The sequence below is a fragment of the Pseudomonas sp. TH31 genome, from assembly GCF_016650815.1.
Taxonomy (GTDB): Bacteria; Pseudomonadota; Gammaproteobacteria; order Pseudomonadales; family Pseudomonadaceae; genus Aquipseudomonas.
The window spans coordinates 204,766-228,941 of record NZ_JAEKEZ010000029.1; the positions used below are offsets into that span (position 1 = coordinate 204,766).

The 24,176-nt window shown below is 60.3% G+C and carries 20 protein-coding genes and 4 pseudogenes; all 24 read right to left on the reverse strand.

Annotated elements, in window-relative coordinates; all coding sequences use genetic code 11:
• Positions 1-11: 11 nt before the first annotated feature.
• Positions 12-2,251 (reverse strand): annotated as a pseudogene (locus JFV26_RS20300) (chemotaxis protein CheA).
• A gap of 53 nt (positions 2,252-2,304) precedes the next feature.
• Entirely contained in the window at positions 2,305-3,093 is a 789-nt protein-coding gene (locus JFV26_RS20305; RefSeq protein ID WP_201194992.1) for a protein phosphatase CheZ, read from the reverse strand.
• 22 nt (positions 3,094-3,115) lie between these two features.
• Positions 3,116-3,487, reverse strand: a complete 372-nt coding sequence (locus JFV26_RS20310; protein ID WP_201194993.1) for a chemotaxis response regulator CheY — start codon at positions 3,485-3,487, stop codon at positions 3,116-3,118.
• 168 nt (positions 3,488-3,655) lie between these two features.
• Entirely contained in the window at positions 3,656-4,396 is a 741-nt protein-coding gene (gene fliA, locus JFV26_RS20315; protein ID WP_007894214.1) for an RNA polymerase sigma factor FliA, read from the reverse strand.
• Positions 4,393-5,223 (reverse strand): flagellar synthesis regulator FleN, encoded by an 831-nt coding sequence (gene fleN / locus JFV26_RS20320; protein WP_093417037.1) that lies wholly within the window; start codon positions 5,221-5,223, stop codon positions 4,393-4,395. The genes fliA and fleN overlap by 4 nt, the downstream gene beginning before the upstream one ends.
• A gap of 116 nt (positions 5,224-5,339) precedes the next feature.
• Positions 5,340-6,674 (reverse strand): flagellar biosynthesis protein FlhF, encoded by a 1,335-nt coding sequence (gene flhF / locus JFV26_RS20325; RefSeq protein WP_201194994.1) that lies wholly within the window; start codon positions 6,672-6,674, stop codon positions 5,340-5,342.
• Positions 6,675-6,685: 11 nt separating this feature from the next.
• Positions 6,686-8,814 (reverse strand): annotated as a pseudogene (gene flhA / locus JFV26_RS20330) (flagellar biosynthesis protein FlhA).
• A 220-nt stretch (positions 8,815-9,034) separates the two neighbouring features.
• Entirely contained in the window at positions 9,035-10,174 is a 1,140-nt protein-coding gene (gene flhB / locus JFV26_RS20335; protein WP_201194995.1) for a flagellar biosynthesis protein FlhB, read from the reverse strand.
• A gap of 3 nt (positions 10,175-10,177) precedes the next feature.
• Entirely contained in the window at positions 10,178-10,960 is a 783-nt protein-coding gene (gene fliR / locus JFV26_RS20340; protein WP_201194996.1) for a flagellar biosynthetic protein FliR, read from the reverse strand.
• A 3-nt stretch (positions 10,961-10,963) separates the two neighbouring features.
• Positions 10,964-11,233 (reverse strand): flagellar biosynthesis protein FliQ, encoded by a 270-nt coding sequence (gene fliQ / locus JFV26_RS20345; RefSeq protein ID WP_201194998.1) that lies wholly within the window; start codon positions 11,231-11,233, stop codon positions 10,964-10,966.
• Positions 11,230-11,988, reverse strand: a complete 759-nt coding sequence (gene fliP, locus JFV26_RS20350; protein WP_201195000.1) for a flagellar type III secretion system pore protein FliP — start codon at positions 11,986-11,988, stop codon at positions 11,230-11,232. The genes fliQ and fliP overlap by 4 nt, the downstream gene beginning before the upstream one ends.
• A complete protein-coding gene (gene fliO / locus JFV26_RS20355) occupies positions 11,988-12,467 on the reverse strand; it encodes a flagellar biosynthetic protein FliO (protein ID WP_201195002.1) in 480 nt (159 codons plus the stop codon). Before fliO ends, fliP begins: the two co-directional genes overlap by 1 nt.
• Complete coding sequence (gene fliN / locus JFV26_RS20360; RefSeq protein WP_416195329.1) at positions 12,468-12,926, reverse strand: flagellar motor switch protein FliN; 459 nt, start codon at positions 12,924-12,926, stop codon at positions 12,468-12,470.
• A gap of 67 nt (positions 12,927-12,993) precedes the next feature.
• Positions 12,994-13,962 (reverse strand): flagellar motor switch protein FliM, encoded by a 969-nt coding sequence (fliM, locus tag JFV26_RS20365; protein WP_092271441.1) that lies wholly within the window; start codon positions 13,960-13,962, stop codon positions 12,994-12,996.
• A 9-nt stretch (positions 13,963-13,971) separates the two neighbouring features.
• Positions 13,972-14,478, reverse strand: coding sequence for a flagellar basal body-associated protein FliL (gene fliL, locus JFV26_RS20370; RefSeq protein WP_201195006.1), 507 nt, complete (start codon positions 14,476-14,478; stop codon positions 13,972-13,974).
• Positions 14,479-14,678: 200 nt separating this feature from the next.
• Positions 14,679-16,055: a flagellar hook-length control protein FliK gene (locus tag JFV26_RS20375; RefSeq protein WP_201195008.1), complete on the reverse strand. Its 1,377-nt coding sequence runs from the start codon at positions 16,053-16,055 to the stop codon at positions 14,679-14,681.
• 104 nt (positions 16,056-16,159) lie between these two features.
• Complete coding sequence (locus tag JFV26_RS20380; protein ID WP_201195010.1) at positions 16,160-16,507, reverse strand: Hpt domain-containing protein; 348 nt, start codon at positions 16,505-16,507, stop codon at positions 16,160-16,162.
• A 30-nt stretch (positions 16,508-16,537) separates the two neighbouring features.
• Positions 16,538-18,243: pseudogene (locus JFV26_RS20385) on the reverse strand (ATP-binding SpoIIE family protein phosphatase).
• Between the two features lie 5 nt (positions 18,244-18,248).
• On the reverse strand, positions 18,249-18,554 hold the full coding sequence (locus tag JFV26_RS20390) for an STAS domain-containing protein (RefSeq protein WP_201195011.1): 306 nt from the start codon (positions 18,552-18,554) through the stop codon (positions 18,249-18,251).
• Positions 18,555-18,730: 176 nt separating this feature from the next.
• Positions 18,731-19,180: a flagellar export protein FliJ gene (gene fliJ, locus JFV26_RS20395; RefSeq protein WP_201195012.1), complete on the reverse strand. Its 450-nt coding sequence runs from the start codon at positions 19,178-19,180 to the stop codon at positions 18,731-18,733.
• A 6-nt stretch (positions 19,181-19,186) separates the two neighbouring features.
• Positions 19,187-20,545: a flagellar protein export ATPase FliI gene (gene fliI, locus JFV26_RS20400; protein ID WP_201195013.1), complete on the reverse strand. Its 1,359-nt coding sequence runs from the start codon at positions 20,543-20,545 to the stop codon at positions 19,187-19,189.
• The gene (gene fliH / locus JFV26_RS20405; RefSeq protein WP_201195014.1) at positions 20,535-21,356 is read right to left on the reverse strand and encodes a flagellar assembly protein FliH; all 822 of its coding nucleotides are present in this window, start codon (positions 21,354-21,356) and stop codon (positions 20,535-20,537) included. Before fliH ends, fliI begins: the two co-directional genes overlap by 11 nt.
• 7 nt (positions 21,357-21,363) lie before the next feature.
• Complete coding sequence (gene fliG, locus JFV26_RS20410) at positions 21,364-22,383, reverse strand: flagellar motor switch protein FliG (protein WP_003184041.1); 1,020 nt, start codon at positions 22,381-22,383, stop codon at positions 21,364-21,366.
• Positions 22,376-24,162 (reverse strand): annotated as a pseudogene (gene fliF, locus JFV26_RS20415) (flagellar basal-body MS-ring/collar protein FliF). Before fliF ends, fliG begins: the two are co-directional and overlap by 8 nt.
• Positions 24,163-24,176: the final 14 nt, after the last annotated feature.

Consider the following 24,176-nt stretch of genomic DNA (forward strand, 5'->3'; position numbering starts at 1 on the left):
CCCCACCAGAATCAAATACGCCGTGCGGCGTAACGCTTGAGCATGCTCGGGACATCCAGAATCAGCGCAATGCGGCCGTCACCGGTGATGGTGGCGCCGGACATGCCCGGGTTCCCTGAAGCATTTTGCCCAATGGCTTGATGACCACTTCTTCCTGGCCCACCAGTTGATCGACGACAAAGCCGATCCGCTGCGTGCCCACCGACAGGATCACCACATGGCCCTCGCGCTGCTCTTCGTGAGCGGCGGAGCTGACCAGCCAGCGTTTGAGGTAGAACAAAGGCAAGGCCTTGTCCCGCACGATCACCACTTCCTGACCGTCCACCACGTTGGTGCGCGACAGGTCGAGGTGGAAGATCTCGTTGACGTTCACCAGCGGGAACGCAAACGCCTGGTTGCCGAGCATGACCATCAGCGTCGGCATGATCGCCAGGGTCAACGGCACCTTGATGACGATCTTCGAACCCTGGCCCTTGGTCGAGTAGATGTTGATCGAACCGTTGAGCTGGGAAATCTTGGTTTTCACCACGTCCATGCCCACACCACGACCCGACACGTCGGAGATCTCGGTTTTGGTCGAGAACCCAGGTGCGAAAATCAGGTTGTAGCACTCGGTCTCGCTCAAACGATCGGCTGCGTCCTTGTCCATCACACCGCGTTTTACCGCGATGGCACGCAGGACGTTCGGGTCCATGCCTTTGCCGTCATCGGAGATCGACAGCAGGATGTGGTCACCTTCCTGCTCAGCGGCCAGGATCACCTTGCCACCGCGGGCCTTGCCCGAGGCCTCGCGTTCTTCCGGTGACTCGATGCCGTGGTCGACCGCGTTGCGCACCAAGTGGACCAGCGGGTCGGCCAGGGCCTCGACGAGGTTCTTGTCGAGGTCGGTTTCTTCGCCGACCAGTTCCAGGTTGATCTCTTTCTTGAGCTGGCGCGCCAGGTCTCGAACCAGGCGCGGGAAGCGCCCGAAGACTTTCTTGATCGGTTGCATCCGGGTCTTCATGACCGCGGTTTGCAGGTCAGCCGTCACCACGTCGAGGTTCGACACGGCTTTGGACATGGCCTCGTCGGCGCTGTTGGCACCCAGGCGAACCAGGCGGTTACGCACCAGTACCAGTTCGCCGACCATGTTCATGATTTCGTCGAGCCGCGCGGTATCAACCCGCACCGTGGTCTCGGCTTCACTGGCCGGCTTTTCCGGTGGCGGCGCCGCCGAAGCGGCGCGAGCAGGTGCCGCAGCCGCTGCCGCCGGTTTCGGCGCTTCAGCTTTAGGCTCCGGGGCTTTCGCCGCAGGCTTGGCGGCAGCAGCTGGTGCCTTGGCGACAGGAGCAGAAACCACTGCGCCGGTGCCGACTTCGGTGAACTTGCCTTTGCCGTGCAATTCGTCGAGCAGCGATTCGAACTCGTGATCGGAGATCAGATCGCCGCCAGCCGCTTTAGCGGTTGGTGCAGCCGGGACGGGGGCCGAGGCAATGGCCGATTCCAGCGCATCCACGGCAAAGTTGCCCTTGCCGTGCAGTTGATCGAGCAGTGCTTCGAATTCGTCGTCAGTGATGTCCGAGCTGTCGCCTGGCGCTTTTGGGGCAGCCGGTGCAGCAGGTGCTGCCACGGCATCAACCGCGAACTGGCCTTTGCCATGCAACTGATCGAGCAACGACTCGAACTCGGCATCGGTGATTTCGTCACTGGCCGACGCATCTGCAGTCGGCACAGGAGCCACCGCCGGGGCCTCGGCCTGAGCCTTGACGGCGTTCAGCGAGTCCAGCAGTTGTTCGAATTCGTTATCGGTAATATCGCCCGACTCGCTTTCAGCGGCCGGTTCTTCCACCACGCTAGCAACCGGAGCTGCTTCGTCGGCGGTTTGCGGCTCGGCCAGACGGGCCAGTGCCGCAAGCAATTCTGGAGTAGCCGCCGTGACCGGGCTGCGTTCGCGGACTTCGGTGAACATACCGTTCACCGCATCCAGCGCTTCGAGAACTACGTCCATCAGTTCCGAGTCGACGCGTCGTTCGCCCTTGCGCAGGATGTCGAACACGTTCTCGGCGATGTGACAGCACTCCACCAGCTCATTGAGCTGGAGGAAGCCGGCGCCCCCTTTTACAGTGTGAAAACCGCGAAAAATTGCATTGAGCAAGTCCGCATCATCCGGTCGGCTTTCCAGCTCAACCAGTTGTTCGGACAGCAGCTCTAGAATCTCGCCGGCCTCAACCAGGAAATCCTGAAGGATCTCTTCATCGGCGCCGAAGCTCATTAAGGGGGTGCTCCTAAGGTCTAAAAACCTAAAAAACCTAAAATTCTAAATTTCTAAAATCCTAGGCTGGATAACAAATCGTCCACATCGTCCTGACCGGACACAACATCTTCTCTTTTATCGGCATGAATCTGCGGACCTTCACCCTGAGAGAGATGTTTTTGCGGATCTTTTTCAGCCAGCATCGCTTCACGGTCATGTTCGATACCCGCAAAGCGGTCTACCTGACTGGCCATGAGCACGAGCTTGAGCAGGTTACTTTCAACTTCGGTGACCAATTGTGTCACACGCTTGATCACTTGACCGGTGAGGTCCTGGTAATCCTGAGCCAGCAGAATGTCGTTCAGGTTGCTCGACACCACGCGATTGTCTTCGCTGCTGCGTGTCAGGAAACCGTCGACCCGCCGCGCCAGCTCACGGAACTCTTCAGCCCCGACTTCGCGACGCATGAACCGTCCCCAGTCGGTGCTCAACGCCTGGGCTTCACTGCTCAGGCCGTTGACCAGCGGCGTGGCGTTTTCCACCAGGTCCATGGTGCGGTTGGCAGCGGCCTCGGTCAGCTTGACCACATAACCCAGACGCTCGGTGGCGTCCGTGATCTGCGAGACTTCCTCGGCTTGCGGCATGTGCGGGTCAATCTGAAAATTGACGATCGCGCTATGCAGCTCACGAGTGAGCTTGCCCACTTCCTGGTACAGGCCGCGGTCACGGGTCTGATTGAGCTCATGGATCAGTTGCACAGCGTCGCCAAACTTGCCTTTTTCAAGGCTGTCGACCAGTTCGCGGGCATGTTTTTTCAGGGTCGACTCGAAATCGCCCTGTGAAGATTCGTTATGCTCCATAGCTCCCCCGTGGCGCAGTTTCTCAACCGATGCGTTCGAAAATCTTCTCGATTTTGTCTTTCAACGCCTGGGCCGTGAAGGGTTTGACCACATAGCCGTTTACACCGGCCTGGGCCGCTTCGATGATTTGCTCGCGCTTGGCTTCAGCAGTCACCATCAGCACCGGCAGGTGCTTGAGTCTTTCATCGGCGCGCACGTGGCGCAGCAGATCGATACCGGTCATGCCAGGCATGTTCCAGTCCGTTACCAGAAAGTCGATGCTGCCGCTGTTGAGAACCGGAATGGCAGTGATGCCATCGTCAGCCTCGACCGTGTTGGTGAACCCAAGGTCACGCAACAGGTTTTTAATGATCCGCCGCATCGTTGAGAAGTCATCAACGATGAGGATTTTCATGTTCTTGTCCAATTCGACCTCCAAGCAGTCTTAAACGCGCCCAGCACCTGGACGCGCCACTTCAATCAATCCGGCAAAGCACTCAAATGACTGTCTGGAGCACAACAGATCGAGACCGCTGCAGTTAAACACCGCACCAGCCTCGTTCGCAGTGTCCCCACACTGCCTTCAGCGCGCTCGCCACTCCCCCAAACGCCCCCGCAAACGGGCCGCGCACTGGCTGTGTAACTGGCTGACACGCGATTCGCTGACCCCCAGGACCTCACCGATTTCCTTGAGGTTCAGCTCTTCGTCGTAGTACAGCGCCAACACCAGTCGCTCACGCTCCGGCAAATTGGCAATCGCGTCCGCCAACGCTGCCTGGAAGCGTTCATCTTCCAGATCGCGTGACGGCTCCAGATGAGCACTGGCGCCGTCCTCATGCAGCCCTTCGTGTTCGCCGTCCTGCAACAGATCGTCGAAACTGAACAGGCGGCTGCCCAAGGTGTCGTTCAAAATCCCGTAATAATCGTCGAGACTCAATTGGAGTTCGGCCGCAACCTCGTGATCTTTAGCGTCACGGCCGGTTTTAGCTTCAATCGAGCGAATTGCGTCGCTGACCATGCGGGTATTGCGGTGGACCGAACGTGGCGCCCAGTCCCCTTTGCGTACTTCATCGAGCATCGCGCCGCGGATTCGAATGCCCGCGTACGTCTCGAAACTCGCGCCTTTGCTGGCATCGTATTTGGTCGACACTTCAAGCAGGCCGATCATCCCGGCCTGGATCAGGTCTTCCACCTGAACACTGGCCGGCAAACGTGCCAGCAAGTGGTATGCAATGCGTTTAACCAGTGGCGCATAACGCTCGATCAGCTCGTACTGCGCGTCACGTGCCGACTTCTTGTAGAGGTTGTAGCCACTGGCTGTCATAGGACGGGTCCTGCGGTCTGTTGCACGAGACGCTCGACGAAGAATTCCAGATGCCCACGCGGGTTGGCCGGCAGCGGCCAGGTGTCGACCTTCTGTGCAATCGCCTTGAACGCCAGGGCGCACTTGGAGCGCGGAAAGGCTTCGTAGACGGCACGTTGCTTCTGCACGGCCTTGCGCACGCTTTCGTCGTAAGGCACGGCGCCGACGTATTGTAAGGCGACGTCAAGGAAGCGGTCCGTGACCTTGGTCAACTTGGCGAACAGGTTGCGACCTTCTTGCGGGCTCTGGGCCATGTTGGCCAGGACGCGGAAGCGGTTCATGCCGTAATCGCGGTTCAGCAGCTTGATCAGCGCGTAGGCGTCGGTGATGGAGGTCGGCTCGTCGCAGACCACCAGCAACACTTCCTGGGCGGCGCGGACAAAACTGACTACCGACTCACCAATACCGGCAGCGGTGTCGATCACCAGGACATCAAGGTTGTCGCCGATATCGCTGAAGGCCTGGATCAGGCCGGCATGCTGGGCCGGGCTCAGATGAACCATGCTCTGGGTACCGGAAGCGGCCGGAACGATGCGAATACCGCCCGGGCCCTGCAACAGAACGTCGCGCAGCTCGCAGCGGCCTTCAATCACGTCGGCCAGTGTACGTTTTGGTGTCAGTCCCAACAGAACGTCGACGTTCGCCAGCCCCAGATCGGCATCCAGCAGCATGACGCGCCGGCCGAGCTCAGCTAGAGCCAGGGACAAGTTCACTGACACGTTAGTCTTCCCGACGCCACCTTTGCCGCCGGTCACCGCGATCACCTGTACGGGATGCATGCTGCCCATGTTATTTCTTTACCTTGTCTTGCATAGACGGAGGCCACATTACTGGCTGCGCGTTCATCAACTGAACAATGCATGGCAGACCATCGATGTAGGTACAAAAACGGTTCATTAGTACCTCAGCCAACCTGTTTGGTCGGGCTGTGGTAAATATCAGCGAACATGTCAGCCATGGCTTCCTCGCTGGGTTCTTCCTGCATTTGCACGCTAACCGCGCGACTGACCAGCTGATGACGCCGCGGCAGATGCAAATCATCCGGGATACGCGGGCCATCGGTGAGGTAAGCCACCGGCAATTCATGACTGATGGCCAGGCTCAACACCTCGCCCAAACTCGCCGTTTCATCCAGTTTAGTCAGGATGCACCCGGCCAGCCCGCAGCGCTTGTAACTGTGATAGGCGGCGGTTAGAACCTGTTTCTGGCTGGTGGTTGCCAGGACCAGATAATTCTTCGACTTGATCCCGCGACCGGCCAGGCTTTCGAGCTGCATGCGCAGTGCCGGATCGCTGGCCTGAAGGCCGGCGGTATCGATCAGCACCACGCGTTTGCGCAGCAGCGGGTCCAGCGCCTGCACCAGGGACTGGCCCGGGTCGACGTGGGTCACCGACACATTGAGAATCCGGCCCAGGGTCTTGAGTTGTTCCTGAGCACCAATGCGGTAGCTGTCCATGCTCACCAGCGCGATGTTCTGCGCGCCGTACTTGAGCACGTAACGGGCGGCGAGCTTGGCCAGCGTGGTGGTCTTGCCCATGCCGGCAGGGCCGACCATGGCAATCACGCCGCCCTCTTCCAGCGGCTCGACTTCCGGTGTGGCGATCATCCGCGCCAGGTGCGCCAGCAACATGCGCCAGGCTTGACGAGGTTCTTCAATATCGCTGATCAGCGCCAGCAGATCGCGTGACAACGGGCCGGACAAGCCGATGCGTTGCAGGCGACGCCACAGGTTCGCCTGGGCCGGACGACTGCCTTGCAACTGATTCCAGGCCAGGGAGCCGAGTTGCACTTCCATCAGTTCGCGCAGGCTGTTGAGCTCGAAACGCATCGAATCGAAGGCCCGCGGGTCAACACCGCCGGAGGCTGGCGCAGGAGCCGGTGCCTGACGGCGCGGCGCGGCGTAAGTCGGTTCAACCAACGGCTCGGCAGCGGTCAACGGCAAGCCGGCGAACAACTGGCGATTGGTGGTCTTGTCACCGTCAGTCTCGCCATCGCCGCGCAGGCTCAGTTCGGCCTGGGCAGTCACGATGCGCGACTGGGTCTTGCGCAGCTCATCCTCGAGTTCCATGTTCGGAACGCGCGGGGCCAGCGCCGACAATTTGTAATCCAGGGCTGCTGTCAGCTCGACACCGCCGGCGATCCGGCGGTTGCCGATAATGGCCGCATCAGCGCCCAGCTCATCACGAACCAGTTTCATGGCCTGACGCATATCGGCGGCGAAAAAACGCTTAACTTGCATAAACCACTACCTCAGCCGTTGGGCCCTACTGTCGCAACGATGGTCACTTGCTTGTTGTCAGGAATTTCCTGGTAAGCCAACACATGCAAACCGGGACTGCCAGTCGGCCGAATCGCGAAAGCATCGCGCGAACCGGACCGGCTACCAGCAGAATCACCGGTTGACCTTGCATCTCTTGACGCTGCGCGGCATCGATCAACGAACGTTGCAGCTTCTCTGCCATGCTTGGCTCCAGCAGAACGCCCTCTTCCGAGCCCTGTCCTGCCTTCTGAAGACTATTGAGCAATATCTGTTCCAACCTTGGCTCCAGGGTGATAACTGGTAGCTCCGACTCAGTCCCTACAATGCTTTGGACGATTGCGCGGGATACGCCGACGCGCACCGCGGCCACCAGAGCGGCAGTATCTTGACTCTTGGCTGCATTGTTGGCGATGGCCTCGGCGATGCTGCGAATGTCCCGTACCGGCACTTGTTCGGCGAGCAACGCCTGCAAGACTTTGAGCAACTGCGACAGCGAAACAACGCCCGGCACCAACTCTTCAGCCAGTTTTGGCGAGCTTTTGGCCAGCAATTGCATGAGTTGCTGCACTTCCTCGTGGCCAATCAGCTCACTGGAGTGCTTGTACAGAATCTGGTTCAAGTGGGTTGCCACCACTGTACTGGCATCGACCACGGTGTAACCAAGGGACTGGGCCTGGGCACGCTGGCTGATTTCGATCCAGACCGCCTCCAGACCAAAAGCCGGATCTTTGGCGGTAATGCCATTGAGCGTGCCGTAGACCTGCCCCGGATTGATCGCCAGCTCGCGATCCGGGTAAATCTCCGCCTCGGCGAGGATCACGCCCATGAGGGTCAGGCGATAAGCACTTGGCGCCAGGTCGAGGTTGTCACGAATGTGCACAGTCGGCATCAGGAAGCCCAGGTCCTGGGACAGCTTCTTGCGAACGCCCTTGATCCGCGCCAGCAACTGACCACCCTGGTTGCGATCCACCAGCGGAATCAGGCGATAGCCAACTTCCAGGCCAATCATGTCGATCGGGGTCACGTCGTCCCAGCCAAGCTCCTTGGTTTCCTGAGCGCGGGCCGGGGATGGCAGCAGTTCTTGCTGGCGCTTGACCTCTTGCAAGGCCTGAACCTTGACCACGCTCTGCTTTTTCCAGAACAGGTACGCAGCGCCACCCGCCAAGGCCGCCATGCTGAGAAAGGAGAAGTGCGGCATGCCGGGCACCAGGCCCATCACCGCCATCAAACCTGCCGCCACCGCCAACGCTTTCGGCGAGGCGAACATCTGGCGACCGATCTGCTTGCCCATGTCTTCCGAGCCGGACGCACGGGTCACCATGATCGCAGCGGCGGTGGACAACAGCAGTGATGGCAATTGCGCCACCAAACCGTCACCGATGGTCAACAGCGCGTAAACCTTGCCGGCGTCACCGAAGCTCATGCCGTGCTGGAAGATACCGACCGCCATACCGCCGATCAGGTTGATGAACAGGATCAGCAGGCCGGCGATGGCGTCACCGCGCACGAATTTGCTGGCACCGTCCATGGAACCGTAGAACTCGGCTTCCTGGGCAACTTCCATCCGGCGCAGTTTGGCCTGGTTCTGATCGATCAGGCCGGCGTTCAGGTCGGCGTCGATGGCCATCTGTTTGCCGGGCATCGCGTCGAGGGTGAAGCGCGCGCTCACCTCGGAAATCCGCCCGGCACCCTTGGTCACCACGACGAAGTTGATGATCATCAAAATCGCGAAGACCACGATACCGACCACGTAGTTGCCGCCGATCACCACCTCACCGAAGGCCTGGATCACCTTACCGGCGGCGGCATGCCCTTCCTGACCGTGGAGCATCACCACTCGCGTCGAGGCCACGTTCAGCGCCAGGCGCATGAGCGTGGCGACCAGCAAAATCGTCGGAAACACCGCGAAATCCAACGGCCGCAAAGCGTAGACACAGACCAGCAGGACGACAATGGACAATGCAATGTTGAACGTGAAAAACACGTCCAGCAGGAACGGCGGCACCGGCAACATCATCATGGCCAGCATGACCAGCAGCAACAGCGGCACACCCAGATTGCCCCGACTCAAGTCGGCGACGTTAGCGCGAGCACTATTGAATAACTGAGAGCGATCCACCGGTTTTCCCCGTTCCTTTAAAGCAAACTTTTGACGCCTGAAGCAGACGCAGAGCGGCTACTGCAAGAAGCCTTCCACTTTTGCCGGGACTGGACAAGATCAAAAGATCGTCCGAACGCGGACCGAGCCTTCGGCAGCTCCTACGGGTTGGGTTTACACCGCGATATCGCAGATAAACCACCCCTGCAGGAGCTGTCGAGTGAAACGAGGCTGCGATCTTTTAAGAATCGCGACGCAGATCCGGTGGGATCGGCAAGTCGTCCTTGAGCGGGTCCGGGCGCTTGCCCTTGCCGGCGCGGTGCTGGCGGATCTGGTAGACGTAGGCCAGTACCTGGGCAACTGCCAGGTACAAGCCGCCAGGGATTTCCTGGTCGAGTTCTGTGGAGTAATAGATCGAACGCGCCAGGGCTGGCGATTCGAGCAGCAGCACTTCGTTGGCCACGGCAATTTCACGCATCTTCAACGCCAGGAAGTCACTGCCCTTGGCGATCAGCATCGGCGCCCCGCCCTTCTCCGGGTCGTACTTGAGCGCTACGGCGTAGTGCGTCGGGTTGGTGATGACCACGTCGGCATCCGGGATCGCCGCCATCATCCGGCGCTGGGACATCTCGCGCTGCAGCTGACGAATCCGCTGCTTGACCTCTGGCCGCCCGTCCGAATCCTTGTGCTCGTCACGCACTTCCTGCTTGGTCATCAGCAGCTTCTTGTGGCTTTCCCACAACTGCACAGGCACGTCGACCGCCGCAATGATGATCAGCCCGCAAGCCATCCACAACGTGCTCCAACCCACCACCTGAATACTGTGGATGATCGCCGTCTCCAACGGCTCATGGGCAATGCGCTGCAAGTCAGCGATGTCCGAGGACAACACCGCCAGCGCCACAAACAAAACGATGGTGAACTTGGCAAACGCTTTGAGCAGCTCGACCAGGGCCTTGGTGGAAAACATCCGTTTGAGGCCGCTGAGCGGGTTCATCCGGCTGAACTTCGGCGCCAGGCTGCTCGCGGAAAACAACCAGCCGCCCAGAGAAATCGGGCCGATGAGCGCTGCCAGAACCAGGGAGATCATGATCGGCTGAATGGCCCACAAGGCAACCTGACCCGAGTGCATCAGGTAGTTGCCCATGGATTTCTGATCGAGGATCACCTCCCGCGGCAACGAGAAGTTAAGGCGCATCAACTCCATCATGTCTTGGGCCAGGACTCCGCCGAAAATCAGCAGTGCGCCGGCACCGACGAGCATGATCGCCAGGGTATTGAGTTCCTTGGAGCGCGCCACCTCGCCTTTGTCGCGGGAGTCTTTCTTGCGCTTGTCCGTGGGGTCTTCTGTTTTGTCTTGACCGCTTTCGCTCTCAGCCATGGCTCAGCGCACCCGTGCCAGTTCGCGTAGAAACTGCAAGGCCTCCACGGCCATCGGCTGGTACTGGTTGAGAATGTCGCCCAGGCTGATCCAGAGGATGAACATCCCCAGCACCAGGGTCAGCGGAAACCCAATGGAGAAGATGTTCAGTTGCGGCGCCGCCCGGGTCATCACGCCAAACGCGATGTTGACCACCAGCAACGCCGTGATCGCCGGCAACACCAACACCAGTGCCGCCCCCAGCACCCAGCCGAGCTTGCCCGCCAGTTGCCAGAAATTATCGACCATAAACCCGCTGCCGACCGGCAGCGTAGTGAAGCTTTCTGTGAGGACTTCGAAGACCACCAGGTGACCGTTCATCGACAGGAACAACAGCGTTACCAGCATGGTGAAGAACTGCCCGATCACCGCCACCGATACGCCGTTGGTAGGGTCGACCATGGACGCAAAGCCCATGCCCATCTGGATCGCGACAATCTGTCCGGCGATGACGAACGCCTGGAAGAACAACTGCAAGGAGAAGCCCAGCACGGCGCCAATGATGATCTGCTCACCGATCAGCAGCAGCCCGCTCAAGTCCAGCGGATTGACCGGCGGCATCGGCGGCAGGGCCGGCGTGATGACCACCGTGATCGCCAGAGCGAGATACGCCCGCACGCGCCTGGGCACCAGGGTCGTGCCGAAGACCGGCATGACCATCAGCAACGTGCCGACGCGAAACAGCGGCAACATGAACGTCGCCACCCAAGTGCTGATCTGGGTATCGGTCAGTTGCAGCAGCGACATGGTTTAGCCAATGACCTGAGGAATACTGCCGTACAACCGCAGGATGTATTCCATGAACGTCTGAACCAGCCACGGGCCGGCCACGATCAGCGTCACCAGCATCACCAGCAGGCGCGGCAGGAAGCTCAAGGTCTGTTCGTTGATCTGGGTCGCGGCCTGGAACATCGCCACCAACAGGCCCACCAGCAGACTCGGAATCACCAGCACCGCAACCATCATGGTGGTCAGCCACAACGCATCCCGAAAGATATCTACGGCGACTTCCGGCGTCATGGCGAAACACCTCCAAAGCTGCTGGCCAACGTGCCAATAATCAATGCCCAGCCATCGACCAGCACGAACAGCATGATCTTGAACGGCAGGGAAATGATCAGCGGCGAGAGCATCATCATCCCCATGGCCATCAGCACACTGGCCACGACCAAGTCGATGATCAGGAATGGAATGAAGATCATGAAGCCGATCTGGAACGCGGTTTTCAGCTCCGACGTCACGAACGCCGGCACCAGAATGGTCAGAGGCGCCTGATCCGGCGTGGCAATGTCAGTGCGCTTGGACAACCGCATGAACAGCTCCAGATCGCTGGTGCGGGTCTGGGCCAGCATGAAGTCCTTGATCGGCACTTGCGCCTTGAGCACGGCATCCTGGGCGGTCATTTTTTCCGCCAGGTACGGCTGCAAGGCATCGTTGTTCACCCGGTCGAACACCGGCGCCATGATGAACATGGTCAGGAACAGCGCCATGCCGGTGAGGATCTGGTTCGACGGGGTCTGCTGCAAGCCCAGGGCCTGACGCAGGATCGAGAAGACGATGATGATCCGGGTAAAACTGGTCATCAGCATGACGAACGCCGGGATGAAGCTCAGCGCGGTCATGATCAGCAGAATCTGCAGGCTGACCGAGTATTCCTGAGCTCCGTTGGCGTTGGTGCCCAAGGTGATTGCCGGGATCGATAACGGATCGGCGGCGAGCGCCAACGGCGCAGCCAGCATCAGGGCCAGCGTCAAGACGATGCGTAGCGCACCCATTACTTCTTATCCTTCTGATCCTTGCCCAACAGTTCCATCAGGCGCTGGGCAAACTCCGGGGTCGATTTTTCAGTCCCGCCCGGCACTTGTACCGGCTCCTTGAGCACATGCAGCGCAGTGATGGTGCCAGGACTGATGCCGAGCAAAATCTGCTCATTGCCGACCTGGACCAGCATCAAACGATCACGCGGGCCCAGGGCACGGGAACCTATGATGTCGATCACCTGCCCCTTGCCGGCCGGCCCGGCCTGCTGGACCCGACGCAACAGCCAGGCGAGGAAGAAGATCAACCCCAGCACAAACAACAGGCCGAACACCAATTGCGTCAATTGCCCGGCCACACCGCTGCTGACCGTCGGCGCAGCGGCAGCCGTCGCGGTATTCACCGCGGCAGTGACCGTTGCAACCGGTTCCGCCGCCATCACGCTGAACGGCAACGCCAGCAGCAATCCCGGCAAAGAACCCAGAACCTTTTTCACTTAGCGCAGCTTCTTGATGCGTTCGCTTGGGCTGATCACGTCAGTCAGGCGGATGCCGAACTTCTCGTTGACCACCACCACTTCGCCGTGAGCGATCAGCGTGCCGTTGACCAGCACGTCCAGCGGCTCACCGGCCAGACGATCCAGCTCGATGACCGAACCCTGGTTGAGTTGCAGCAGGTTACGGATGTTGATGTCGGTACTACCGACTTCCATGGAAATCGACACCGGGATGTCGAGGATCACGTCCAGGTTCGGACCGTCGAGGGTCACCGGTTCGTTGTTCTTCGGCACGCTGCCGAACTCTTCCATCTGCAGGCGGTTGGACGCCGAGCCACCGGTATCAGCGGCCAGCAGGGCATCGATATCGTCCTGGCCGGCGTCACCGGTTTCTTCCAGCGCGGCAGCCCATTCGTCAGCGAGTGCCTGGTCGTCCTGGGCGTTCATATCGTCGTTCATCATGTGTCCTCGGCGGGCAGCTCTTCAACTGGAAGCGGCCAGTGTTAAATGGGGGGTTAAGCGCCGATCAACGGCGCTCGATCGGCTCGATCACCTGCAACGCGAGGTTGCCTTTGTGCGAACCCATCTTGACCTTGAACGCAGGCACGCCGTTGGCGCGCATGATCATTTCTTCCGGCATCTCGACCGGGATAATGTCCCCCGGCTGCATATGCAGGATGTCGCGCAGACGCAACTGACGACGGGCGACGGTGGCACCAATCGGCACGTCGACGTCGAGCACGTCCTGGCGCAGGGCGTTGACCCAGCGCTCGTCCTGGTCATCGAGGTCCGACTGGAAGCCGGCGTCGAGCATTTCACGCACCGGCTCGATCATCGAGTACGGCATGGTCACGTGCAGGTCGCCGCCACCGCCATCGAGCTCGATGTGGAACGTCGAGACCACAATCGCTTCGCTCGGGCCGACGATGTTGGCCATGGCCGGGTTCACTTCCGAGTTGATGTACTCGAAGTTCACTTCCATGATCGCCTGCCAGGCTTCTTTCAAATCGATGAACGCCTGTTCCAGCACCATGCGCACCACACGCAACTCGGTCGGGGTGAATTCACGCCCTTCGATCTTCGCGTGACGACCATCACCGCCAAAGAAGTTGTCCACCAGTTTGAACACCAGTTTGGCGTCGAGGATGAACAGTGCAGTGCCGCGCAACGGCTTGATCTTGACCAGGTTGAGACTGGTCGGCACGTACAGCGAGTGCACGTATTCGCCGAACTTCATCACCTGCACGCCACCGACGGCAACGTCTGCCGAGCGACGCAGCATGTTGAACATGCTGATGCGGGTGTAGCGGGCGAAACGCTCGTTGATCATTTCCAGGGTCGGCATGCGTCCGCGGACGATCCGATCCTGGCTGGTCAGGTCGTAACTTTTGACGCTGCCGGGTTCGGAAGCGGTATCGGTCTGTACCAGACCATCGTCGACACCATGCAACAGCGCATCGATCTCATCCTGGGACAGCAGGTCCTGCACGGCCATGTCGTGTTCCTACTGCAGTACGAAATTAGTGAAAAGCAATTGTTCGATCACCACTTTGCCAAGCTCTTTCTGCGCTACTTCCTGGACGCTCGCGGTGGCCTTCTGACGCAGCATCTCTTGCCCGACCGGGGTCGCGAGGGTGGCGAAGTCCTGGCCGGAGAACAGCATGACGAGGTTGTTGCGGATGACCGGCATGTGCACTTTAAGCGCATCCAGATCGGCCTGATTGCGCCCCTGCAGGGTGATACTCACCTGCATGTAGCGCTGACGACCGTTCTGGTTGTAGTTGGCGACGAAGGCCGGCGCCATGGGCTCGAAGACTGCCGGTTGTTTGCCGGCCGGGGCGGTTTCTGCCACGACGGCAGGTTTACTGGCGGCGCTGTGCATGAAGTACCAGGTCGCCCCCACGGACAAGCCGATCGCCAGCAGCACCGCCGCCACGATCGCAATGATCAGCTTGAGTTTGCCTTTGGTTGCAGGGTCTTTAACCACTGCTGCTGCTTCGCTCTTCGCCATGCCAATAATCCGTCACTATTCAGGTTTTCACAGTCGCACGGCAAGGCAAGAGCAAGTGTTATGCCAGAAGTGTCGGAGGGCAAAAGTGCGAAGGGCTTAAAAAGCAAAAGATCGCAGCCTTCGGCAGCTCCTACATTGGCAAGGTGTACACCCTGTAGGAGCTGCCGAAGGCTGCGATCTTTTTGGGGTTGCCTAATTTATCAGGCGTAATAATCGACGGCGCTGGAGCCGATCACGCTGGTAGCTGTCGCAGCCACTTCTGCCACCGCCGGCGCAATATCATCATCCATGGCATCAACGCGACCGCCACTGGCGCTGGTACGACCGCCCTGCGCCTGTTGATCCTGACCCTGGCCCTGCCAGCCACGGGACTGATCGGACACGTTGACGTCGACCTGGCCCATGCCCTGCTGCGCGAACATGTCACGCAGGCGATGCATTTGCCCGTCCAGTGCTTCGCGAACGCCGGGGTGAGCACTCATGAAAGTCACCTGGGTCTGCTGGTCCGGCACCATGCTCACCCGAATATCCAGGCGCCCCAGTTCGGCGGGCTGCAACTGGATGTCGGCCGCCTTGAGATTGGCACTGGACAGGTACATGACGCGGTTTACCACTTCGTCGGTCCAGCCGCTCTGATGCATGGCAATCGGCTGATTGACCGGCAGGGCATTGGCGGTTTTCGGCGTAGCGGCCTGGGTCAATGCCGCCAGACGGCTGGCGAAGTCATCGACACGGGTATCGCTGCTGGAGGAGGTCAGGTCCTTGAGACCTTCATTGATCAAGCCACTGAACGTCTTTTCGCCACCCTGACTGGTGCTGTCTTTGTCGGCCTTCACATCAAGCATGGTCGCCATGCCGGCGGCAAAGTTTTGCGCCGAGGTCAGGTCGCCATCGGTTTGCGCCTGAGTCGGTGCCGCTTTGGCCTGAGCCTGGCTGGAAGCGGACACGTGCCCGCTCTGCTCCATGGCCATGCGCAAGGCTGGCAACGCATCGAGCGGGTCAGCCTCTGGATCGAAATCGGTATCGGCGGTGGCCGGGGCGGCTGCCGGTGCTGGCGCAGCAGCAACAGCGGCAGCAACCGGCGCCTCGACTTGCGGTGGCGCCGTGACAACCACGGGTGGCGTTTGCGGCACTGGCGCTGGCGCCACCGGCTGAACCGCTTGCATCAAGGCGGGGTCCAGCGTCGGGTCGGCCGGCGGCGCATCGACGGCTACCGGTGTATTGGCGGTGTCCGTATCGCTATCGCTGGCGGTCTTGTCGCTTGTCGATGCGGGCACCGGCGCCGAATTATCAGCGGGCAAGGTTTTGCCGCTATCGGCAACGGTCGGGGCCGAGGCGGCAGCCCTGGTGTTGCCGACGTCCTTTTTGCCAGGGCTGTCCGAGGTTTTATCCCGAGCAGGTTTGACCGCTGTGTCAGCCGACACGACAGGCTTGTTCCGGGCTTGATTGGCGAAGACCTTGGCGAAGCTGGACGCCTTATCCACAGGCACCGCAGCCACCGGCGGGGGGTTGGCGCTGGCGACTTGAGGCTTGGCCTTTGCCGCGACCTGAAGAAGCGAGTTGGGGGTAACGGGCATAACGCGGTCTCCGCTGCACTGGGATCGTAGGTACAGTTAATAGAGATAGCTGCAAGGGTCGAGCCAGTTTTGCTGGAAAGACGCCAAAAGCGCCCGGCGGCGCGTTACTCCGCCAGGGAACGTTGACGCTCGGCCTCATAAAGCGGGCGGACAATGGCGAACTCGCCGTCAATTTCTCCGACCAGTTTTTCGATGCCCGCCAGGCGTTCCTGCCTGGCCCGCTGCTCCAGCTCATCGCACAGCTCGGCCAGACGAATGGCGCCCATGTTGCTGCTACTGCCCTTGAAACTGTGGGCAGCATTCATGAGCTGCGCGGCATCTTCAGCCTTTCGCAGGACGCGCAAACGCTCCTCGGAGTCGGCGATGAAGGTATCCAGCAAGGTCGGATACTCATCCTCCATGACTTCCTGCAACGCGCTCAGCACGTCGCGATCCAGATGTGTGTCAGCCACTTGCTCACTCCTTGATCAAGAATTCGCGGATTATGCCAGAGCCTCCCAGTAAAACTCCACGTGCGCACTACGACCATCGTTTGACCAACTCGCCTTGCGGCCCAACTGACGAACCAGACTGACGCCCCGTCCCGACAGACGGACGCCATCCAGGGGACGGTCCATCACCTGCGCCACATCGAAACCCTTGCCACTGTCGTCGACTCGAATCGTCAGGCGACCGCCCTCGCCCTCTGGCGTTACCGCCAAATGCAAACGCACGTAGCCATCCTGCAACTGATCCAGACGCGCATTGCGCTCCTGATAATAGCGCGCAAAACCCAAGGCATCGCGCTTGAGACTCGAATCCAGGCCCAGCACGCCGTGCTCCAGCGCATTGGAATACAACTCGGCCAGAACACTGTACAACGCGCCGCTTTGCGTCCGCAGGCCATGGACCTCCAGCAGCAATTGCAGCAGATACGGCAGCGGATTAAAACGTTTGAGGGTGGCGGCGCGGAACTCGAAACTCACCGACCAGTCCAGCGGACAGGACTGACCACTGTCGGAATACACCAGTGCCGGCGGACTGATCTGGGCGGCTTCCAGCAGGCTGACCTCGACCATGCTCACATCATCCCGGGCCTCGCCACGGAAGTCGCGCAGGGCCTGTTCAATCTCTTCGAACAACACCCCGGGCTGACGATTGGCCGCAAATACTCGCTCCAATCGCTCGATACCGAATAACTGCTCGTTGGCATCGCAGGTGTCGATCACCCCATCGGACAGCAGGAATACCCGATCACCGACGGCCATCGGAAACACTTGGGTGCGATCATCGAAGGTTTGCGGGCTAAGCACCCCCAATGGCAGGTGCTGCGCCGTCAGCGGTGTCCGCTCGCCGCTGGCGAAGCTGTGCAGGTAACCGTCCGGCATCCCGCCATTCCAGACCTCAACCGAACATCGCTGGAAACTCAAACACAGCAGGGTCGCGCAACAGAACATGTCCACCGGCAGGATGCGCTTGAGCTTGGCATTCATCTCCCGCAGGGTTTCGGGCAAGCCGAAGCCCTTCGCGGTCATGCCATAAAACACTTCCGCCAGGGGCATGGCGCCGACTGCTGCCGGCAGGCCGTGACCGGTGAAATCACCGAGCAGCACGTGCATGTCACCAGCCGGAGTAAAGGCAGCCAGCAGCAGATCGCCATTGAACAGCGCGTAGGGCGATTGCAGGTAGCGAATATTCGGCGCATTCAGGCAGCCGGAATGGGCAATCTTGTCGAACACCGCCTTCGCCACCCGCTGTTCGTTGAGCAAGTAGTCGTGGTGCTGGGCGATTTGGTCACGCTGTTCAAGCACGGTGGCCTGCAAGCGGCGCAAGCGGTCCATCGCCTTGATCTTGGCTCCGAGGATCACTTGGTTGTAGGGTTTCGCCAGAAAGTCGTCACCGCCAGCCTCCAGGCAGCGGACCAGGGCTTCGCTTTCGGTCAGCGAGGTCAGAAAGATGATCGGCACCAGGGTTTCCCCGCCAGCGCCTTGATCTGCCGCGCCGCTTCGAAACCGTCCATCACCGGCATCATGGCGTCCATCAACACCAGTTGCGGTTGCTGCTGACGGAACGCTTCGACCGCCTCGGCCCCGTTGGCCGCAGTCAACACTTCATGACCCTGGCGCCGAACGATGCTCGACAGCAGCATACGATCAGCCGCACTGTCTTCAGCGATCAGGATCGTCAGCGGTTCGAACATCAATCGCATGGCGATCACGCCACGTCGAAGATTTGTTCGAAGTTGGAAATGGCCAGAATCTTGCGCACATCGGCGTTGGCGTGGGTCAACGTTATCTCGGCGTTTTCGCCACCGGCGTGATCACGCAACAGCAACAACATGCCGAGCGCAGAGCTGTCGAGGTAGGTGGCGTCCTTCAGGTTGACTTCGAAGGACTCGGGTTTTGGCTCACGATTTTCGTAGGACTCGCGAAATTCCTGATGCTTGGCAAAATCGAATCGTCCCTTGATCGAAATCGTCAGCTTTTGCCCATTTTGAGAGACTTCTGTAACGACTGACATTTAACGGCTTCCTTGTCATTGAACAACGTGTGTACAAGGTTTAGCACCTGCCGAGGATAGGGGCAAGGCGGGAAATCAGATCAAAAGATCGCAGCCTTCGGCAGCTCCTACGGAATCGGGTTTACACGCGGTTAATGCAGGAGCTGCCGAAGGCTGCAATCTTTTGAACACAACACCTAATACGGATCCTGACGCGGCAAGCGCTGGGACAACTCATCCAGCAACTTCTGCTCACGCCGATCCTCAAGCTTGCGCGCCTCATCCATGTAGCGCTGGACCAGTTTGCGCAAGCCTTCAACCCGGGCAAAAGCCTGCTGCCAGGTGTCCCGTGCTTTGTTCAGATTGTTTTGATGCCAGACCAGGCTCTGTCGCTGCTGATCAATGGCCGTGCCCAGTTGCGCCAAAAAGCCCTGATAGCCGAGCAACCACTGGCCGGAAACGCCATTGCTGCCGCGCACGATCCATTGTTCCTGGTAATCGAGGCGGAAGGCTTCGAGGTCATCGAGCTTGCTTTGCGCCAGGCGCACCTGGCCCTGGAAATGCCCCAGGCGCTGGACAGCGGTTTTCTCGACCTTTTCGGCCATTTCGACCACCGGTGCCAGACGCCCTGCTCGACTCTGGGCCATGGCCGGTTAACCGCCGGCCGCAGGGGCGAAGATCGTGCCGAGGTAGGCTTCGCTTTCGCCCAGGCTGATGCTGTCGTTCAGGCCCTGGCGCAGGTACTTGACCAATTGCGGCTGCAAGGAAATCGCCAGGTCGGTTTCCCGATCACCACCGGCCACATAGGCGCCGACGCTGATCAAGTCACGACTCTGCTGATAACGCGACCACAATTGCTTGAAATACTGGGCGCGCATCATGTGTTCGGGCGTGACCACCGACGGCATGACCCGGCTGATGGACGCTTCGATGTCGATGGCCGGGTAATGCCCTTCTTCGGCCAGGCGCCGGGACAACACAATGTGCCCGTCGAGCACGCCTCGCGCGGCGTCGGCGATCGGGTCCTGCTGGTCATCGCCTTCGGACAATACGGTGTAAAACGCAGTGATCGAGCCACCGCCCTTCTCGGCGTTACCGGCCCGCTCCACCAGTTTTGGCAACTTGGCGAACACCGACGGCGGATAACCCTTGGTCGCCGGCGGCTCGCCGATGGCCAGGGCGATTTCCCGCTGGGCCTGGGCGAAACGGGTCAGCGAATCCATGAGCAACAGGACATTCTTGCCCTTGTCGCGGAAATACTCGGCGATGCGTGTGCAGTACATCGCGGCGCGCAGACGCATCAGCGGCGCATCGTCCGCCGGCGAGGCAACGACCACCGAACGCTTGAGGCCTTCTTCACCGAGGATATGCTCGATGAACTCCTTAACTTCACGACCCCGCTCACCGATCAGCCCGACGACGATAATGTCGGCCTCGGTAAAGCGGGTCATCATACCCAGCAGCACACTCTTACCGACGCCAGTACCGGCGAACAGCCCAAGACGCTGACCGCGACCGACCGTCAACAAACCGTTGATGCAGCGAATGCCTACGTCCAGCGGCTGGCTGATCGGGTCACGCTTGAGCGGGTTGATGGTCGGGCCGTCCATCGGCACCCAGTCTTCGGCTTTCATCCCGCCCTTGCCGTCCAGCGCACGACCGGCGCCATCAAGCACCCGACCGAGCATGCTCATGCCCATCGGCAAACGACCGGTATCGGCCATTGGCACCACGCGCGCACCCGGTGCGATGCCGGCGACGCTGCCGACCGGCATCAGAAAGACTTTGCTGCCGGAGAAGCCCATGACTTCGGCTTCAACCTGCACCGGGTGGTAACTGTCGTCGTTGATGACCATGCAGCGGCTGCCCATGGCGGCGCGCAAGCCCTCAGCTTCGAGGGTCAGGCCGACCATGCGCAGCAGGCGGCCTTCAAGGATCGGCGCGCCGGCGAGTTCCGTGGCCTCGGTGTAACCACCCAGGCGCTTGGCGAAACTGGTGCGATCAAGGCGCATCGGGGGTTTCCGGCTCTGGCTCCAGACCTGGCTCGGCCGGCTCGACCGCAGGCTTGCTGTCGACCGGCAGGTCAAGGCTCATGTCCGGCTCGGCCGGGTGCAGCGCTTGCTCATGCAATTGATCGAACAGCTTGTCCATGACCCGCGCAACGCGGGTTTCGACGGTGGCATCGATCCGGCTGTGTTCCGTCTCGACCCGGCAACCACCGGGCAACAGCGCCTCGTCCTCGACGATGCGCCAGGTTTCTTCATGGCGCTCGCGCAGGGCTTTGACCTGTTCGAAATCCTGCGGGTTGATGTACAGCCGCACATTGCCCACGCCCAGCGGCAACAGCTTGAGGGCCTCACGCATGACGTGTTCGATTTGCGTCGAGTCGATGGCCAATTCACGCTGAATCACCTGCCTGGTGATATGTTGCACCAGGTCGACCAGCGACTTTTCGATTTGGCTGTCCTGCTCGGCAATCGGCTCGAACAGATGACTCATCAGTTGCTCAAGGCCAGCAATCTTGGCGGCCAGGGCTACCTCGGCTTCCTGACGGACCCTGAGCGTGGTGCTGTGGAAACCTTCTTTCTCACCCGTGGCGAAGCCTTCGTTGTAGGCCTCCTGGCGGATGCTTTCGAGTTCTTCAAGGGTCAGTGGCTGGACTTCTTCCAGCGGCACTTCTTCCATTTCCGGCGGTTCGGGCTCTGGTTCCGGCTCAGGCTCCGGCACATGCGGGTCGAAGCTTGGCAGCGACCAGACGTCGAAACCACTGACCCCTTTGCCCCGGATCAGGTCGGTATTGGACTCATCATGTTTAGACGACATAGTGACCTTAGATCATCTCTTCGCCGCCCTTCCCGCCGAGAACGATTTCTCCGGCTTCGGCCATACGGCGGGCAATGGTGAGGATTTCTTTCTGCGCGGTTTCCACGTCGCTGACACGCACCGGGCCTTTGGCCTCGAGGTCGTCGCGCAACAGTTCGGCCGCCCGTTTGGACATGTTCTTGAAGATCTTTTCCTTGACGCCTTCGTCCGACCCCTTGAGGGCCAGCACCAGTACGTCGGAGGAGACTTCGCGCAGCAACGCCTGAATCCCGCGGTCGTCGACATCGGACAGGTTGTTGAACACGAACATGAGGTCTTCGATCTGACCGGACAGGTCTTCGTCGACTTCGCGGATAGAGTCCATCAGTTGGCCTTCGATCGAGCTGTCGAGGAAGTTCATGATGTCGGCCGCACGCTTGATGCCACCCAGAGTGGTGCGCGAGGCGTTCGAGTTGCCGGAGAACTGCTTCTCGAGAATCTGGTTGAGTTCTTTCAGGGCCGCTGGCTGCACGGTGTTCAGCGAGGAAACCCGCAGAATAATGTCCAGGCGCACCTTGTGGTCAAAGTTACCGAGTACTTCACCGGCCTGGTCCGGGTCGAGGTACGCCACGACGATCGCCTGGATCTGTGGGTGCTCGTAACGAATCACGTCGGCGACGGCGCGCGGTTCCATCCACTTCAGGCTGTCGAGGCCGCTGGTGTTGCCACCCAGCAGGATGCGGTCGATCAGGCCGTTGGCCTTGTCTTCGCCCAAGGCCTGGGTGAGCATTTTGCGCACGTAGTCGTCGGAGCCGACGCCCAGGCTGGTCTGGTCGCCGACGATGTCGACGAACTCGCTCATCACCTGCTCGACTTGCTCGCGGTGCACGTTACCCATTTGCGCCATGGCCACACCCACACGCTGGACCTCTTTGGGCCCCATGTGGCGCAGCACTTGGGCGGCGTCGGTCGAACCCAGGGACAGCAGCAGAATCGCGGCTTTATCGACCCGGGACAGTTTGGCGACAGCGGCTCGGTTATCACTCATCTGCGTTAATCCACTCTTTCACGACCTGGGCCACGCGACCCGGATCTTCTGCCACCAGACTCTTGATTGCATTCAACTGTGCGTCATAGCCTTCGCTCGGGCTCGGCAACAGGATGCTTTGCGGGCCGCCGAGGCTGACGCGGTCGTTGGACAGTTCGCCGTCCAGGCCGCCCATGCCACCCAACTCTACGTCGCTTCCCAGGCCAGCAAGCTGTTTGCCTTTGCCGCCACCGGTGATGTTGTTGAGCACCGGACGCAGCACACCGAACACCAGCACCAGGATGAACAACACCCCCAGCACTTGCTTGACGACGTCCCAGAACCAAGGCTGGGAGTAGAACGGAATATCGGCAATCACCTCACCGCGCTCAACGGAGAACGGCATGTTGATCACGCTGACGCTGTCACCACGGCTGGCGTCGAAACCGACGGCGTCCTGCACCAGGCGAGTAAAGCGCGCCAATTCATCGGCGCTCCAAGGCGCGCGGCTGGTTTCACCGTTGGCCGCGTTGATCTTGACCTGGTCATCCACCACCACCGACACCGACAGGCGATTCAAACGACCCTGCTGCTGCTTGGTGTGGCTGATGGAGCGATCAAGCTCGAAGTTCTTGGTGGATTGTTGACGCTTGTCCGCCGGGTAAGGTGCAAGCATGGGCTGGCCCGTGGCCGGGTCCATGATTTGCTGACCATTGGCATCGAGCAACGGCTGGCCTGGCTGCACCATGCCGGCCGACGCGGTAGCGCCGCCGGTTTTTGCGGCGCCGAAGCCGGCGACGGTGGCTGGTTGCTCAGGGCCCCCGGCACGCCTTGCGGGCCACTGCTGGCGGTACGTTGTTCGTTGACCGACTGCTCGCTGCGCAACGCCGGCTGGTCCGGGTTGAACTGCTCGGAGGTCGATTCGACGGCACTGAAGTCCACGTCGGCCGAGACTTCGGCTTTATACCGGTCATTGCCCAGCACCGGTTGCAGGATGTTGTGCACCCGCTGGGTGAGCATGCTTTCCATGCGGCGGCTGTAATCGAATTGCTTGCCGGCCATGGTCAGTTCGGAGTTCTCCGCCTGGTCGGACAGCAGGGTGCCCTTCTGGTCGACAACGGTGATCTGCGACTTGCTCAGATCAGGAACGCTGGTGGCCACCAGGTTGATGATCGCCAACACCTGGCCTGGCTCCAGGGAGCGACCGGAATACAGTTCAACCAGAATCGATGCACTTGGCTTGCGCTCATCGCGCACAAACACCGAGCTTTTCGGAATCGCCAGGTGCACGCGGGCACCCTTGACGTTGTTCAGGCTGGAAATAGTCCGCGCCAATTCACCTTCGAGGCCGCGACGATAACGGGTCGCTTCCATGAACTGGCTGGTCCCCAGGCCCTGGTCCTTGTCGAGGATTTCAAAACCGATGTTGCCGTCGCTGGGAGTGACACCAGCCGCCGCGAGCTTGAGCCGCGCGCGAGACACATCATCGGCCTTGACCAGCAAGGCGCCGGAGTTGGGTTCAACGGTATAAGGAATGTCAGCGGCGGCCAGGGTCTCCATGACCTGCTTGGCGTCCATACCCGCAAGACTGCCGTACAAAGGCCGATAGTCCGGCTGCTGCGACCACAACACCACGGCGAAGCCAATCGCCACGCTCGCAGCCAGGCCGACCAACAGGCCCACCTGACGCAACATGGTCATCTCGGAGAGGTTTTCCAGGAAGGACAACCCGAACAGCGGCGGTTTACCGTCTATCGGAGTGGCCTTGGCCGGAACATTATCGGCGACTGCTTCTGCCATGACTCAATCTCGTC

Coding starts and splice junctions, on each gene's coding strand:
- JFV26_RS20305 (WP_201194992.1), bottom strand. CDS start 3,093: ATGGAGCATAACGAATCTTCACAGGGCGATTTCGAGTCGACCCTGAAA.
- JFV26_RS20310 (WP_201194993.1), bottom strand. CDS start 3,487: ATGAAAATCCTCATCGTTGATGACTTCTCAACGATGCGGCGGATCATT.
- fliA (WP_007894214.1), bottom strand. CDS start 4,396: ATGACAGCCAGTGGCTACAACCTCTACAAGAAGTCGGCACGTGACGCG.
- fleN (WP_093417037.1), bottom strand. CDS start 5,223: ATGGGCAGCATGCATCCCGTACAGGTGATCGCGGTGACCGGCGGCAAA.
- flhF (WP_201194994.1), bottom strand. CDS start 6,674: ATGCAAGTTAAGCGTTTTTTCGCCGCCGATATGCGTCAGGCCATGAAA.
- flhB (WP_201194995.1), bottom strand. CDS start 10,174: ATGGCTGAGAGCGAAAGCGGTCAAGACAAAACAGAAGACCCCACGGAC.
- fliR (WP_201194996.1), bottom strand. CDS start 10,960: ATGTCGCTGCTGCAACTGACCGATACCCAGATCAGCACTTGGGTGGCG.
- fliQ (WP_201194998.1), bottom strand. CDS start 11,233: ATGACGCCGGAAGTCGCCGTAGATATCTTTCGGGATGCGTTGTGGCTG.
- fliP (WP_201195000.1), bottom strand. CDS start 11,988: ATGGGTGCGCTACGCATCGTCTTGACGCTGGCCCTGATGCTGGCTGCG.
- fliN (WP_416195329.1), bottom strand. CDS start 12,926: ATGAACGACGATATGAACGCCCAGGACGACCAGGCACTCGCTGACGAA.
- fliM (WP_092271441.1), bottom strand. CDS start 13,962: ATGGCCGTGCAGGACCTGCTGTCCCAGGATGAGATCGATGCGCTGTTG.
- fliL (WP_201195006.1), bottom strand. CDS start 14,478: ATGGCGAAGAGCGAAGCAGCAGCAGTGGTTAAAGACCCTGCAACCAAA.
- JFV26_RS20375 (WP_201195008.1), bottom strand. CDS start 16,055: ATGCCCGTTACCCCCAACTCGCTTCTTCAGGTCGCGGCAAAGGCCAAG.
- JFV26_RS20390 (WP_201195011.1), bottom strand. CDS start 18,554: ATGTCAGTCGTTACAGAAGTCTCTCAAAATGGGCAAAAGCTGACGATT.
- fliJ (WP_201195012.1), bottom strand. CDS start 19,180: ATGGCCCAGAGTCGAGCAGGGCGTCTGGCACCGGTGGTCGAAATGGCC.
- fliI (WP_201195013.1), bottom strand. CDS start 20,545: ATGCGCCTTGATCGCACCAGTTTCGCCAAGCGCCTGGGTGGTTACACC.
- fliH (WP_201195014.1), bottom strand. CDS start 21,356: ATGTCGTCTAAACATGATGAGTCCAATACCGACCTGATCCGGGGCAAA.
- fliG (WP_003184041.1), bottom strand. CDS start 22,383: ATGAGTGATAACCGAGCCGCTGTCGCCAAACTGTCCCGGGTCGATAAA.